General features: G+C 70.5%; 11 protein-coding genes and 1 riboswitch. Of the genes, 9 read left to right on the top strand and 2 right to left on the bottom strand.

Translation table 11 applies throughout. The annotated features are described in order from the left end of the window. The first annotated feature begins 36 nt into the window (after window positions 1-36). From RNB18_RS24530 to RNB18_RS24515, 4 genes are all read left to right on the top strand, one after another. A complete protein-coding gene (locus tag RNB18_RS24530) occupies window positions 37-2,112 on the top strand; it encodes an alpha-galactosidase (RefSeq protein WP_311716261.1) in 2,076 nt (691 codons plus the stop codon). Between the two features lie 297 nt (window positions 2,113-2,409). Then, a riboswitch (cyclic di-AMP (ydaO/yuaA leader) is annotated at window positions 2,410-2,581 on the top strand. Window positions 2,582-2,583: 2 nt separating this feature from the next. Next, window positions 2,584-3,504, top strand: a complete 921-nt coding sequence (locus tag RNB18_RS24525; RefSeq protein WP_311716260.1) for a M23 family metallopeptidase — start codon at window positions 2,584-2,586, stop codon at window positions 3,502-3,504. A 306-nt stretch (window positions 3,505-3,810) separates the two neighbouring features. After that, on the top strand, window positions 3,811-4,530 hold the full coding sequence (locus tag RNB18_RS24520; protein ID WP_311716259.1) for a DUF6250 domain-containing protein: 720 nt from the start codon (window positions 3,811-3,813) through the stop codon (window positions 4,528-4,530). Window positions 4,531-4,672: 142 nt separating this feature from the next. Next, complete coding sequence (locus RNB18_RS24515; RefSeq protein ID WP_311716400.1) at window positions 4,673-5,458, top strand: SGNH/GDSL hydrolase family protein; 786 nt, start codon at window positions 4,673-4,675, stop codon at window positions 5,456-5,458. A gap of 44 nt (window positions 5,459-5,502) precedes the next feature. On the opposite strand, the gene RNB18_RS24510 is transcribed toward RNB18_RS24515, so the two are convergent. Beyond that, window positions 5,503-6,111 carry a TetR/AcrR family transcriptional regulator gene (locus RNB18_RS24510; protein ID WP_311716258.1) on the bottom strand — a complete coding sequence of 203 codons (609 nt, stop codon included), beginning with the start codon at window positions 6,109-6,111 and terminating at the stop codon, window positions 5,503-5,505. Between the two features lie 50 nt (window positions 6,112-6,161). Next, window positions 6,162-7,340 carry a Glu/Leu/Phe/Val dehydrogenase dimerization domain-containing protein gene (locus tag RNB18_RS24505; RefSeq protein WP_311716257.1) on the bottom strand — a complete coding sequence of 393 codons (1,179 nt, stop codon included), beginning with the start codon at window positions 7,338-7,340 and terminating at the stop codon, window positions 6,162-6,164. A gap of 176 nt (window positions 7,341-7,516) precedes the next feature. Here RNB18_RS24505 and RNB18_RS24500 point away from each other — a divergent pair, with 176 nt between their 5' ends. From RNB18_RS24500 to RNB18_RS24480, 5 genes are all read left to right on the top strand, one after another. Then, window positions 7,517-8,713, top strand: a complete 1,197-nt coding sequence (locus tag RNB18_RS24500; protein ID WP_311716256.1) for an MBL fold metallo-hydrolase — start codon at window positions 7,517-7,519, stop codon at window positions 8,711-8,713. A gap of 1,237 nt (window positions 8,714-9,950) precedes the next feature. After that, window positions 9,951-12,803 carry an ATP-binding protein gene (locus tag RNB18_RS24495; protein WP_311716255.1) on the top strand — a complete coding sequence of 951 codons (2,853 nt, stop codon included), beginning with the start codon at window positions 9,951-9,953 and terminating at the stop codon, window positions 12,801-12,803. Between the two features lie 68 nt (window positions 12,804-12,871). Further along, window positions 12,872-13,306 (top strand): roadblock/LC7 domain-containing protein, encoded by a 435-nt coding sequence (locus tag RNB18_RS24490; protein WP_311716254.1) that lies wholly within the window; start codon window positions 12,872-12,874, stop codon window positions 13,304-13,306. Window positions 13,307-13,308: 2 nt separating this feature from the next. Further along, a complete protein-coding gene (locus RNB18_RS24485) occupies window positions 13,309-13,680 on the top strand; it encodes a DUF742 domain-containing protein (RefSeq protein ID WP_031052041.1) in 372 nt (123 codons plus the stop codon). Beyond that, a complete protein-coding gene (locus RNB18_RS24480; protein ID WP_311716253.1) occupies window positions 13,658-14,257 on the top strand; it encodes a GTP-binding protein in 600 nt (199 codons plus the stop codon). The genes RNB18_RS24485 and RNB18_RS24480 overlap by 23 nt, the downstream gene beginning before the upstream one ends. Window positions 14,258-14,313: the final 56 nt, after the last annotated feature.

Raw genomic sequence — 14,313 nt, 5'->3', positions numbered from 1 at the left:
CTGTTGGCACCTGTTCGAATCTGTGAGGGAAGCACGATGCTGGAGATCGCCGAGAACGGCCGTACATGGATTCTGTCCGGCCCTGCCAGCAGTTACGCCCTGCACCTCACCGCCGAGGACGAGCTGCTGCACCTGCACTGGGGTCCGCGGATCGCCCTCGCCGACGCCGAGGCCCTCGCGGTGAGCCCGCTGCCCGATTACCGGCCGTTCGAGGCCCCGCTCGACGGACGCGAGGAGTACCCCGTCGAGGGCGGCCCTCGCTTCACACGCCCGGCCCTGTCCGTGCGCACCGACGAGCGGCGCGGCACCGAGTGGAGCTTCGAGGCGTACGACACCGAGGGTGACGAGCTGCGGCTGCGGTTCCGCGACGGCGGACTGACCGTCACGCTGCACTACCGGATGCGCCACGACGTCCTGGAGCGCTGGGTGACCCTGGACAACCAGGGACCGGCGCCCGTCGAGCTGCTGCGCGCCGACTCCGCCACCTGGACCCTGCCCGACCGGGAGGACGGCTGGCGGCTGTCCCAGCTGCACGGCCGCTGGGCCGCCGAGTCCCTGCTCACGCAGACCCCCCTCACCTACGGCGAGAAGGTCATCGGCAGCCGTCGCGGCCACACCGGGCACCAGCACCTGCCCTGGGTCGCCCTCGACACCGACGCCACCGAGGAGCGGGGCGAGGTCTACGGGGTCGCCCTCGGCTGGTCGGGGTCCTGGCGGATCGCCGTCGCGCAACTCCCCGACGCGCGCGTGCAGATCACCGGGGGCGCCGGATACGACGACTCGGGTCTGCTCCGGCTGGCGGCCGGGGAGTCGTTCACGACCCCTGTCTTCGCCGGTCTCTGGAGCGACGGCGGGTTCGGCGGGGCGAGCCGCGCCTGGCACGCCTACCAGCGGGCGTACGTCATCCCGGGCGCGGACCAGGACCGTCCCGTGCTGTTCAACTCCTGGGAGGCCACCAACTTCGACATCTCCGAGGAGCAGCAGGGCACCCTCGCCCGGCGGGCCGCGGCGATGGGCGTCGAGCTGTTCGTGGTCGACGACGGCTGGTTCGGTGCCCGCACCAGTGACCGGGCCGGGCTGGGCGACTGGGCCCCCAACCCCGACCGCTTCCCGAACGGCCTCAAGCCGCTCGGTGAGTACGTGCACGGGCTCGGCATGCAGTTCGGCATCTGGGTCGAGCCGGAGATGATCAACCCGGACAGCGAGCTGTACCGTGCCCACCCGGACTGGGTGCAGTACCAAGCAGGACGAAAGCGGACGGAGTTCCGCAATCAGCTCGTGCTGAACCTCGCGCGCGAGGACGTCCAGGAGTACCTGTGGGGGCAGCTCGACACCTTGCTCTCCTCGGCCCCGATCGACTATGTGAAGTGGGACTTCAACCGCTGCTTCACGGACGCGGGCTGGCCCGGCGACCCTTATCCGCAGCGTCTGTGGGTCGACCATGTACGCGGCTTCTATGCCCTTTTGGACCGCTTGCGGGAAGCCCACCCGGGCGTCGCCTTCGAGTCCTGCTCGGGTGGCGGCGGCAGGATCGACCTCGGGGTGCTCAGCCGCACCGACCAGGTGTGGACCTCGGACAACACCGACCCGCTCGACCGCCTGGCCATTCAGTACGGCTTCAGTCAGATCCACCCCGCGCGCGTGATGGCCGCCTGGGTCACCGACAGCCCCAATACCCAGCTCAACGACCGGGTGAGCTCGCTGCGGTTCCGGTTCGTGAGCGCGATGGCCGGGGTGCTCGGGGTCGGCGGGGACCTCGCGGAGTGGACCGAGGAGGAGCTCGCCGAGGCCGGGCGGTGGGTGGCTCTCTACAAGGAGATCCGGCCCTTGGTGCAGCGCGGCGACCTCTACCGGCTGAGGCCTCCGCGGGGCGGCCTGAGTGCGGTGCAGTACGTCCTCGGGGGCGAGTCCGTCGTCCTCGCCTGGCTCCAGGCGCAGCAGTACGGCGAGCCGGTCCCGGCGTTGCGGCTGCGTGGACTCGACCCGACGGCGTCGTACGAATGCCCCGAAACGGGCGAAGTGCACCGAGGGGCCGTATTGCTGCATCACGGACTTCGTACCGGTTTGCGCGGCGACCTCGATGCGACGGTTATCCGACTGCGTCGCATCTAGGGCTTCTGTCCGAATTAATAGCTTCCTTCCAACTCCTTCCGGAATCAGGGTTCCTGTGAATTCGTGACGTGAGGAGCGTCATATCCGTGACGGTGTGTCGCCCGTCATGTTCACGTAATTCGCAGGTTCTACAAGGGGATTCAGGCCGGGTAATGGGCGCCCGATCCACGCAGCGTGACCGGTAATTCTCTTAAGGGATCAACAGGAACGCATACACAGGGAACCTCTCACTTGTCCCTTTGCGTCTTGTTCGCTTACGTTCGCCACCGATCCGGTCGGACGCCCAATCCTGCCGCCGAACGGATTCCGCTCACTCACTCACCCGTGCACGGCAGGAGCGGGGGACCCACAGGTAGTTTCGCCTGTTCCGGTCTCCGGAACGGCTTGGGGTTAAGTCGCGTCTCGACGCGGCCGGGCATCTCCAGCTCGCACCCGACAGCTCACCTCGCAGGCGCCGGAGAGGAATTCACCATGCCCGCGAAGGGTAAGCACCGCCGTCCGAAGTCCCAGCGCTTCACCCGCTCGATAGCCGTTGCCGGAACCGGAGGCGCCGCTCTCGCACTCCCGTTCATGGGGGCCACCGGCGCTCACGCCGCCACCCCCCAGTCCGTGTCGGAAAAGGCCGTTCAGTCGCTTCCGGTCGCGCAGAAGTCCGCTGAAAAGACGGCCGCGAAGACCTCGACTGTGCGCACCTATTCGGTGCGCGTCGGCGACTATCTTTCGAAGATCGCCGATGAGCAGAACGTCAGCGGTGGCTGGAAGAAGCTCTACGCCGACAACCGCTCGGCCATCGGAGACGACCCGTCGCTGATCCACCCCGGTCTGAAGCTCTCGATCGGCAAGAAGGCCAGGACGAGCACCACGAAGACCGAGTCCTCCGCTTCCTCGTCCTCCTCGAAGGCGAAGAAGACGGAGAAGGCGGCGTCGAAGTCGTCCTCGAACTCGACGGCCGCCACCCAGAGCTCCGCCACCACCAGCTCCAGTGGCTACACCCTTCCGGTCACCGGCGCCACCATCGGCACCGGTTACCGCGTGGCGGGCAGCATGTGGTCCAGCGGCTACCACACCGGCGTCGACTTCGTCGTCCCGACCGGCACCTCGCTCAAGGCCGTGGCCGCGGGCACGGTCGTCTCCGCGGGCTGGGGCGGCGCCTACGGCAACCAGGTCGTCATCAAGCTCAACGACGGCTACTACGCGCAGTACGCCCACCTGTCGCAGCTCTCCGTCTCGGCCGGACAGGCCGTGACCGAGGGTCAGCAGATCGGCCTGTCCGGCGCGACCGGCAATGTCACCGGCCCGCACCTGCACTTCGAGATCCGCACCACGCCGGACTACGGCTCCGACGTGGACCCGGTCGCCTACCTCCGTTCGAAGGGTGTCGCCGTCGGCTGACAACGCCCCCCTGTGCCACCGAAGGCCGGACCCCGATCCCCGGGTCCGGCCTTCGGTGTTCCCGGTCTGAGCCGGTCCGCGCCTTCATGATCACTTCATTGCGTTCTTGTGGCAGGCGCGCTCAGGGCGTCGACAGGCGGGGGAGGGTGGGGACAGAGTGAACTCCGTAGTGGGGCAAGCGCTTTCTAGACTGTGGGAGGTCACTGTGTCCGGCGACCCACTCTCTGCAATCCACGTACCCCGACTGTCGCCTGGGCTCCGAGACCCCTCGTGCGCCCGGGCCGTCCCCGGAAGGAACGCTCTCGCATGACGACCACCCGTAGAGCCTTCGGAGCCCTCGCCGCCGGCACCGCCCTGGCCGCCCTCGCCCCCGCGGTCACCGCGAGCGCCTCGCCCCGCCACCGTCGCCTCATCGCCCACGACGACTTCCGCCACGGCCTCGGTCGCTGGGCCGTCGAACTGGAGCAGGGCGGCACGGTCACCGCGCAGCGCGGGGTGTTGGAGGTCGACGTGCCCGCGGGCGCGACGATCTGGTTCAGGCAGCCACTCGAAGGGCCGTACGTCCTGGAGTACACCGCCACACCCGTCTCCGCGGGCGGGGCCAACGACCGGGTGTCCGACCTGAACAATTTCTGGAACGCGGTCGACGTCCGGTCCCCCGACGACCTCTTCGCCACCCGGCGGGGCGGGGCGCTCGCGGAGTACGACTACCTGAAGACGTACTACTCGGGCTACGGCGCCAACTACAACACCACGACACGGCTGCGCCGATACGTCGGGGAGCCCGGTGTGCGACCGCTGATCTACGACTACACCGAGCCGCTGCTCACCGCGAACGAGCCGAACCGGGTGCGGATCGTCTCCGACGGCTCCAAGGTGCAGTGGTGGAACAACGGGCGACTCGTCTTCGACTACAACGACCCGGAGCCTTATACGACTGGGCACTTCGCGTTCCGGACCACGTGGAGCCACTTCCGTATCAGCGACTTCAGGGTATGGCGGTCGCAGCGTCAACGTTCCCGATGAGAGACCTATTCCTTGTTTGGTGAACACTTTAGGAGTGGCTTATCTCACCGCCCGTCAAGCCCTTCCTACGGTCGCGTAGGTCACATTCGAAGGTGAATCATGAACGGCTGTGGCAGACGATTCGAAGGATGACAGCAGTTCAGTGATCGGGTCGTACGTGGCGGTGGGGGACAGCTTCACCGAGGGCGTCGGCGACCCCGGCCCCGACGGGGCGTTCGTCGGATGGGCCGACCGGTTCGCGGTACTTCTCGCGGACCGGCGGCCCGAGGGCGATTTCAGGTACAGCAATCTCGCCGTACGCGGGAAGCTGCTCGACCAGATCGTCGAGGACCAGCTTCCGCAGGCCGTCGAACTGGCACCGGACCTGGTGTCGTTCTGCGCCGGCGGCAACGACATCATCCGGCCCGGAACCGACCCCGACGAGGTCGCCGAGCGCTTCGAGCGGGCGATCGCCCGGCTCACCGAGGCGTGCGGCACGGTCATGGTGACGACCGGCTTCGACACGCGTGGCGTTCCCGTGCTCAAGCATCTGCGGGGCAAGATCGCCACGTACAACGGACATGTGCGGGCCGTCGCCGACCGGTACGGATGTCCGGTGCTCGACCTGTGGTCCCTGAAGACCATTCAGGACCGGCGGGCCTGGGACGGCGACCGGCTGCACCTCTCCCCGGAGGGGCACACGCGTGTGGCCCTCCGCGCGGGTCAGGTCCTCGGTCTCGAGGTCCCGGCCGACCCGGACCAGCAGTGGCCGCCGCTTCCGCCGCGAGGTCCGCTGGACGTGCGACGGGACGACGTCCACTGGGCCCGGGAGTATCTGGTGCCGTGGATCGGGCGTCGGCTGCGGGGGGAGTCCTCCGGGGACCACGTGACGGCCAAGGGCGTGCTGTCGCCGGACGACATCAAGACCCGGATCGCTTCGGTGGCTTGAGCTGTGCGCGTGGCCGGGGCCGGGCGGATTTCGCCCTGCCACCGCTATGCGGATCCCGTGCCGTCCAGCCCGAGTTCGCGGGCCAGGGCCTCGTCCACCCACGCCTGGGCCCGGGACCTGGGCACCGCGCCCGCGTAGGACGTCAGTTGGACGGCCAGGCCGTCCAGGAGGGCGGTGAGGCGCAGGGCTGTGGCTTGCGGGTCCGGGCAGTGGAACTCGCCCGCGGCCACGCCCTCGGCGATCACTTCCGCGAGTGCCGCCTTCCAGCGCCTGTCGAGGTCGCGGGTGACCTCCTGGAGCGCCGGCTCGCGCAGGGCCACCGCCCAGCCCTCGATCCACAGCCGCCAGCCCTTGGCCTGGCCCGTCGGCGCGTACCAGCGAACGGCCGCCCGCAGCCGACGCAGGGCGCTGGTACGGCGGCCCAGGAGCTTGCGCAGATGGGCCAGATCGTCCTCGGCGGCGTAGGTGAACGCGGCGGCGACCAGCTTCTCCTTCGTGGAGAAGTGGTAGAGCACCAGGGCGTTGCTGACTCCGAGCGCCGAGGCCACGTCGGCGATCCTGACGGCCGCCACGCCCCGCGCCTCGATCTGCTCGATGGCGGCCCGCAGCAGCTCCTCGCGCCGCTCGGCCACTGTCAACCGCACTCTCGCCACGGGGTCACCCTAAGCCGTCGCTCGGTGGGGCGCCGCCCCGAGGGCCCAGGTCAGCGGTACCAGCCGAACCGGTCCGCGATCACCGGCAGCCGATCCGCGACCAGTGCGTGGGCGGCGGCGCGCGGCGAGATCCCGTCCGCCTCCGCGCGGGTCAGCAACTGCTCGACGAGGGCACGCATGGAACGCCGTATGTGCGCGAAGGCCTCGTCCGCGTCCGCGCCGATGTCGCCGAACAGGGTCCACCACCACCAGGCGTTGGTCCCGGAGTTGACCACGACGTCCGGCAGTACGGTGACCCCGCGCGCCGCCAGCAGCGCCTCAGCCGCGGGCAGGACCGGCATGTTGGCCGCCTCGACGATCCAACGGGCCCTGATCCGCTCCTGGTTGCGGGTGTCGATCGTGTACGACACCGCCGCGGGCACGAGTACCTCCGCGTCGAGCGACAGCCAGGCGTCGCCGGGCAGTTCGCGGTCGGCGGGGCGCAGGGCGGAGCGGTCCACGGTGCCGTAGGTGTCCCTGGCGGCCAGCAGCGCTTCGACGTCGAGCCCCGCGGGGTTGAAGACCGTGCCCTTGATGTCGGCGACGGCCACCACGGTGAGCCCCGCGCGCGTGAGGAAGCGGGCCGTGGCCCCGCCCATGGTGCCAAGGCCCTGCACCGCCACGCACGTGCCCGCGTACGGCACTCCGGCCAGGTCCAGGGCCGCGAGCACCGACTCGGCGACCCCGCAGCCGCCCGCCAGTTCATCGAGTCCGACGCCGTCGACCTCGACGGCGAACGCGTCCGCGAGCCGGCGCCGGGCAGTGGCCTCGTCGTCGAGCAGCGGATAGACCGCCTGGATCGAGGAGACCAGGCCGGCCTCCGCGGCCGCCCGGTCCACCAGGTCCTGGCTGAGACCGAGGTCCTCGCCGGTCGTCCAGCAGCTCTCGACGTACGGCCGCATGGCGCGCAGGTAGCGCACGAGGAGGCCGTACGCCGCCGGGTCCCGGGGGTCGCAGTCGATGCCGCCCTTGGCGCCGCCCAGCGGGATGTACCGCGCCTCGGGGTCGTAGTGCAGGGCCTCTTTCATGGTCATGCCGCGGGCGAGCCCCGTGACCTCGTCCAGCGTGCAGCCGGGGCGCATCCGCAGGCCGCCGCTGGCGACACCCCGTACCAGGCGGTCGACGACGAGGAAGCCCTGGTGGCCGGTGACGTGGTCGGTCCAGGTGAGCGACAACAAGGGGGTGGTCACACGGGCTCCGGTGCGGGCGGACGGCTACTGAACGGGGAGTCAGTATTGGCATCCGGCCGCGCCCTGTCAACGTGATCCGCTCCGACGGCGTCCTTACCCGTGTGACCGGACAGACTCCGGCACTGTCAGAGGGGCGGACCATAATGGATGCCTCAGCGACTCCACCTGGAGGTACCGTGACCGGCTTCCGTCCCTTGAGCTCCGGGCTCCGCGCGCTGCAGCCCGCGGCCTTCGGTGCGGACCCGAGCGGTGAGCGCATGGCGCGTATCCGCAGATCCCCCCACTTCAAAGACGGTGTCTTCCAGAACCCCGGCGGAACCGCCAGGATCCGGCCCGACGGGTCGGCGATCGACTTCGCCAAGGGCTACTTCGACAGCGACGCCCGGCAGCAGCGGGCGCCGCAAGGCCGGATCCCCGTCCATGCCACGACGCTCGCCGACCTCTCCAAGCCGCCCGCCACGGGATTGCGACTGACCTGGATGGGGCACTCCAGCGTGCTCGCCGAGATCGACGGACGGCGCGTGCTGTTCGACCCCGTATGGGGCGAGCGGTGCTCCCCGTTCCCCTTCGCCGGGCCCAAGCGGCTGCACCCCGTGCCCCTGCCGCTCGCCGCGCTCGGGCCGGTCGATGTGATCGTCATCTCCCACGATCACTACGACCACCTGGACATGCCCACGATCAAGCAACTGGCCGGGACGGACACCGTCTTCGCCGTGCCGCTCGGTGTGGGAGCCCATCTCGAGCACTGGGGGGTGTCCGCGGACCGGCTGCGTGAGCTGGACTGGCACGAGTCGACCCAGGTGGCCGGACTGGCGCTGACGGCCACCCCGGCTCGGCACTTCTGCGGACGCGGGCTGCGGAACACCCAGCACACGCTGTGGGCGTCCTGGGTCGTCTCCAGTGGTGAACACCGGGTGTACCACAGCGGTGACACCGGGTACTTCGAGGGGTTCAAGGACATCGGCGCCTCGTTCGGGCCCTTCGACGCGACGATGATCCAGCTCGGCGCCTACTCGGAGTTCTGGCCGGAGATTCACATGACGCCTGAAGAGGCGGTGCAGTCTCATCTGGATCTGCAGGGCGGGGATGCGGCGGAGGGGGTGCTGCTGCCGATCCACTGGGGCACGTTCAATCTCGCGCAGCATCCTTGGGCGGAGCCCGCGGATCGGACGATGTTGCTGGCCCACAAGGCCGGCGTCGCGATGGCTACGCCTCGGCCGGGGGAGCCGTTCGAGCCTGGGGCCGCCCCGGCGGTCGATCCTTGGTGGCGGGGGGTGGCGAAGGCGCCGGCCGGGGGGTGGGCGGCGTTGCCGACGGTGGCGGAGGAGCCTGTACCTGTGGCGGAGGAGCCCGTACCTGTGGCCGAGGCCTGAGTCACGGTCGCGGATCTGCCTCACCGTGCGGTGGGGCAGCTCTGCTGGTTCGTGGTGGCTGGGCGGGGTTCCCCGGGGTCCTGGGTGGGTGCGGCCCAGTCACCTGAGGGGCGCGGGGAGTCGGGTGAGGGGCCGCGTTGGCCTGTGGCCGGGCGCGTCACCGCGGGGGACGGAGGGGCTTCGGTTGCGCCACCGCTGAGGGGACTCGGCACCATGCCCGCAGGTGGTGGTTCTCCGTGTGAGTGGCCGTGGGTGGTGTGACGCGGGCGGTGTGGGTGGGGCCGATCGGTGTGGGCTGGGGTAGGGCGATGTGTGTGACCGTCCGGCCGGTCCGTGGGGCTCTTCGCCGATAGGTGACTGTGCGGGCGTGGACGTGGCTGATGTGACGCGGGCCGTGCGGCTGGGGTCGACCGGTGCGGGCTGGGGTAGGGCGAGTGTGTGACCGTCCGGTCGGTCGATGGGGTTCTTCGCCGAGAGGTGACCGCGGGGGCTTGTGGGACTGGACGGGACGCGGCCGTAGGCCCACGACAGTGTTGACGGACGCCGGATTGCGGGTGAGTGGGTTCACGGTGCGCTCCAGCTGTTCGGGGTACGTCGGGTTCGTCGCCCGGCGAGCGGCAGTTGCCGGTCCCGACCGCGTTCCCCCACGAGGTCACCCTGCAGGACTTCGTCAGGGGCTCCTTCCGATCGACACGGTCAGTGACAATCGGGAAGGCTCGGGCCAACGGTCCGGAGGGGTGTTGGCGGGTCTGCCGTACGCGGGGAAATGGCTGACGCGGCGACCGAGGTGCGCGTACCCCCTGGATCCTCGCCGGACGCTCGTGACCGCTTCTGACCAGGACTGATCGGTATTCACTCGTTCGGGGATTCCCGGCCGAGCTGCTTGTCGATCTGTCGTGCGAAACCTCATACCAGAGCGGGACGCTCCGCGGGGGACTTTGTCAAGTGCCGCTCGCACCTGACGCGTTGGCGACTACTGTGAGTGTCCGCCGGGCAACGAGGGGTTGAAGTCTTCGGTTCTCTCGACCGGTACGCCATGACGCATGCCCACGGCGAACAGCCGCGGTGCGGGGAGGACGGAGGCGACGCGCCGGTGACCGACGATCATGCCGCGCGCCCCGCTCGGCACCCCGCCCAGCAACCGGCAGGGGCACGTGCCGGAGCCCGCCGAACCGGGCCGGCCGGCCCGGGACCCTCCGGCCCACAGGACCGACGGACCAGTACAAGGACACCACCGATGTCTCACCTCCGTGCCCCGGCCGCACGCGCAGACCGCCGTGAGGGCGGGCGGCACGGGCGGCCGGTCGCCCGCCCCGCCCCTTCGCTGCCGGAGACGCACATACGGCCGCAACTGCTGCGGCTGGCCGTGCTCCCACCGATCGCGGTCGCCCTCAGCGGCTGTGCGGCCGTCCTGTTCACCGTCCGCTCCACCGGGGCACAACCCAGCCTCATTCTGTGGGGTGTCCTGACCGGGGCCGTCTCGGTGACCCTCGCGGCCATCTTCATCGCCGCCGTGGCGGCCGACCGCGCCGCCAAGACGGTGAGCGACCGCGTCGGCGCACTGCGCCGCAGCAGCGCGCGGCGCGAGGCCGACCTGCGGGTCCTGGTCGAGGGGCTGCGCCGCGGGGAGATTCCGCCGGGGCGCGGCCCGAGCAGCGGTCCGCCCGAGGACGCCGACGACTTCGAACTGCTCGCCGCCGACCTGGCCCGCGCCCACGACGGGGCCGTCACCGCCGTCGTCCAGGCCGCCCAGCTCTCCAGCCAGGCCGGCAGCGAACAGAAGTTGGAGGTCTTCGTCAACCTCGCGCGGCGGCTTCAGTCGCTGGTGCACCGCGAGATCTCCATCCTCGACGAGCTGGAGAACGAGATCGAGGACCCCGACCTGCTCAAGGGGCTCTTCCACGTCGACCACCTCGCCACCCGGATCCGCCGGCACGCCGAGAACCTCGCCGTCCTCGGCGGTGCCGTCTCGCGTCGGCAGTGGAGCAACCCCGTCTCCATGACCGAGGTGCTGCGCTCCGCCATCGCCGAGGTCGAGCAGTACTCACGGGTCAAACTCGTGCCGCCGATCGACGGCACGCTGCGTGGGCACGCCGTCGCCGACGTCATCCATCTGCTGGCCGAACTCGTCGAGAACGCCACGGTGTTCTCGGCGCCGCACACTCAAGTGCTGCTGCGCGCCAACCTCGTGACCTCCGGGCTCGCCGTCGAGGTGGAGGACCGCGGGCTCGGCATGCCGGTCGACGAACAGCACCGGATGAACGCTCTGTTGGCGGATCCCGACCAGGTCAACGTCGCGAGCCTGCTGGCGGACGGGCGCATCGGGCTGTTCGTGGTGTCGCAGCTCGCGAAGCGGCACGGCATCCATGTCCGGCTCCAGACCAACATCTACGGCGGCGTCCAGGCCGTCCTCGTGGTGCCGCAGGCGCTGCTGGGTTCGGCGCCGGGGGCGATCGGTGCACAGTCGTCGCAAGCCGCGGGGTCGGTCGGGACCGCGGGTACGGCCGTATCCACGCAGGGCCCGGCCCATCCGGGACCCGGGCACGAGGCACGGCACCGCGGCGCGCCCGCTGAGCCCCGTCCCGGGGTCGCCCCACGCCGGGGGCAGTCCCGGGGTACGGAGTCCGGACTCAACGGCAGTGCGGCGCCGACGACCGGCGGCGGAGCGGTGCCGCAGGGCACCGGGGTCGTGCGAAACGGCAGCGGGCCCGTACGGAACGGCAGTGGTCGCGCGCCGGGCGACGGTGACCGCGCGTCGAGTGGCCAATCCATGGCCGACGGTGCCGGGTCACTGACGCACGGCGGCGGAGGTGTACCGGCCGACGGCGGGGCTGCGCTGGATGGTGGCGGGGCCGCGTCGAGCGGTGGCAGGCGTGGGCCTGGTGGCAGCGATCGTCTGCCGAGTGGTGGTGAGCCCTTCACGAACGGCGGCTCGGAGGCACCGGCGGGCGGGGGGAGCGTTCCGAGTGAGGGCGGCCGCCTGTCGGGCGGTGGCGGGTCTTCGCCGGATGGCGGCGGGGGCGTGTCGAGTGGCCGGGGGCAGGTGCCTGGGGGCAGTGGCTTCCCGTCGAGTGGCGGTGGGGCCTTTCTGAACGGTGGCTCGGAGGCACCTGGTGGCGAGGGGCAGGTGCCCGGGGGGAGTGGCTTAACGCCGAGTGGCGGTGGAGCTTTCCTGAACGGCGGCTCGGAGACACCGAGTCGTGGCGGGCAGGTGCCTGGCGGCAGTGACGCCCCGGCGAGTGGCGGTGGGTCCTTCCTCAACGGTGGCTCGGCGGTGCCGGGTGGGGGCGAGGCATGGTCCGACGGGAGCGGGTCTTTGGCCCGTGGCGTGGCCCAGCGGAAGCCCGGTGGTGGAAGCGGGCCGAACGGCGGTGGAGCGCACTCGGGGCGGCCTGCGCCGCTGCCGGTGCGCGGGGCCCGTGCGGAGCGGCCGACCCCCGCCGAGGCCGTGCCCGGGATCAGGCCCGACGAACGCCGGCTGGTCGTGGAGCATGTGAGCACGCCACCCACCCCGCGTACCGGGACCGTGCGGGGCACCATGGGCAAGCCCCAACTGCCCAGGCGCCGCGCCCAGGAGCACATCGCACCCCAGCTGCGCGGCGGACCGGTGCCACGGCAGGACCCCGAGTACCCGGCCGGCCACGACCCGGGACTGATGGCGGCCTTCCAGCGCGGTATCAGCCTCGCCGAGGCCCAGCAGCACTTGGAGCACGCGCCCGGCGAACCGACCACGACACTGCCGTCGCCGCGTAGGGAGGCCGACCCCGTTGACCCCGCCCGCATCGATGCGGCACACACGGCGTCCACACACATGGACCCCACCCCTATGAGCTCCACCCCCATGAGCGCGCCCATCGACTCCGTGCACATGGGCCCCGCCCACATGGGTTCGGCCCAACCAGACACGGCGGCAACGGGCCGCACGTATACGGACACCTCTTACACAGACGCGGCCCACTCGGACACCGGCTCCACGGCATCCGCCCCCATTGACGCAACTCCCATGGAGCGGCCCCACATATCCGAGGCGCACGGTCTCGATCTCGACCGCACCACCCCCCGGCACGACGGGAGCGCACCCGCCGGATGACCACCCCCGCGTTCACCCCACCCCCCAGCGCTCCCGCAGACCTTCGTACCTCAAGGAGTCGATCCACCATGGCGAGCGAAGCGCCGACCGGCCATGTATCCGATCTCGACTGGCTGATGAGCGGCCTCGTGCAGCGCGTACCGCACACCCACAGCGCGGTCCTGCTGTCCTGCGACGGGCTCGTGAAGTCGGTCCACGGCCTCGACGGGGACAGCGCCGACCACATGGCGGCCCTGGCCTCCGGCCTCTACTCCCTCGGCCGCAGCGCGGGCGTCCGCTTCGGCGACGGCGGAGACGTCCGCCAGGTCGTCGTCGAACTCGACTCGACGCTGCTGTTCGTGACCACCGCGGGTTCCGGCACCTGTCTCGCCGTGCTGGCGGGACGTGAGGCCGACGCCGCCGTCCTCGGTTACGAGATGGCGATGCTCGTCAAGAGCGTGCGTCCCTACCTGGTGACCGCGCCCCGGCAGCACGCCGTCGAATCCCCGGCGATGAGGCCTTGAGCGTGGCTGCGGTCGGCGACGGGCCCTGGCTCGACGACGCGGCCGGGCGGCTGGTGCGGCCCTTCACGGTCAGCAACGGCCGCACCCGGCCGTCCATCGCGTTCGACCTGCTGTCGCACGTGATGGCGACCGGGGCCACCCCCATCGGCTACCTCGGCCCCGAGCACGCGCAGGCCCTCGACCTGTGCCGCGCGCCCGTATCGGTCGCCGAGGTCGCCGCCCATCTCAAGCTGCCGGCGGTGGTCACCAAGGTGCTGCTGTCCGACCTCGTCGACTGCGGGGCGCTGACCACCAAGCCCCCCGAGTTCACCCACAACCCGACTGACCGGGCTCTTCTGGAGGCAGTGCTCGATGGACTACGACGACAGCTCTGACCCCTTCCCCACCGCACTGAAGATCCTGGTGGCGGGAGGGTTCGGGGTAGGCAAGACGACCTTCGTGGGCGCGGTCAGCGAGATCGCTCCCCTCAGCACGGAGGAACTGCTCACCACGGTCAGCGCCGCGACCGACAGTCTCGAAGGTATCGAGAACAAGGTCGAGACGACGGTGGCCATGGACTTCGGCAGGATCACCCTCGATCCGGAACACGTCCTGTACCTGTTCGGCACGCCCGGGCAGGAGCGGTTCTGGTTCATGTGGGACGAACTCTCCGAGGGCGCGCTGGGCGCGGTGATCCTCGCCGACACCCGCAGACTGGAGGACTGCTTCGCGGCCGTGGACTTCTTCGAGCAGCGCGGCCTCGGATTCATCGTCGCGATCAACGAGTTCGACGGGGGGTATCGCTACGACCCCGAGGAGGTCCGAGCCGCCATCGACCTCCCGCCGGAGATCCCGATCGTGCGCTGCGATGCACGGATCTCCAGTTCCGGTGTGCAGACCCTGCTCACCCTCGTACGCCATCTCATCGCCCACAGCCCGGCGCCCGCGCCGAGCCATGGCGCCCACATGTGACCCCCGCACACACCGCCACGGAGCCGCATATGACCGACGTCCACAGTGACGGAACC

It is taken from the genome of Streptomyces doebereineriae (assembly GCF_031845645.1).
Taxonomy (GTDB): domain Bacteria; phylum Actinomycetota; class Actinomycetes; order Streptomycetales; family Streptomycetaceae; genus Streptomyces; species Streptomyces canus.
Note: the sequence above shows the minus strand (reverse complement) of the source record. Positions and strands in the feature narration are given on the sequence as shown.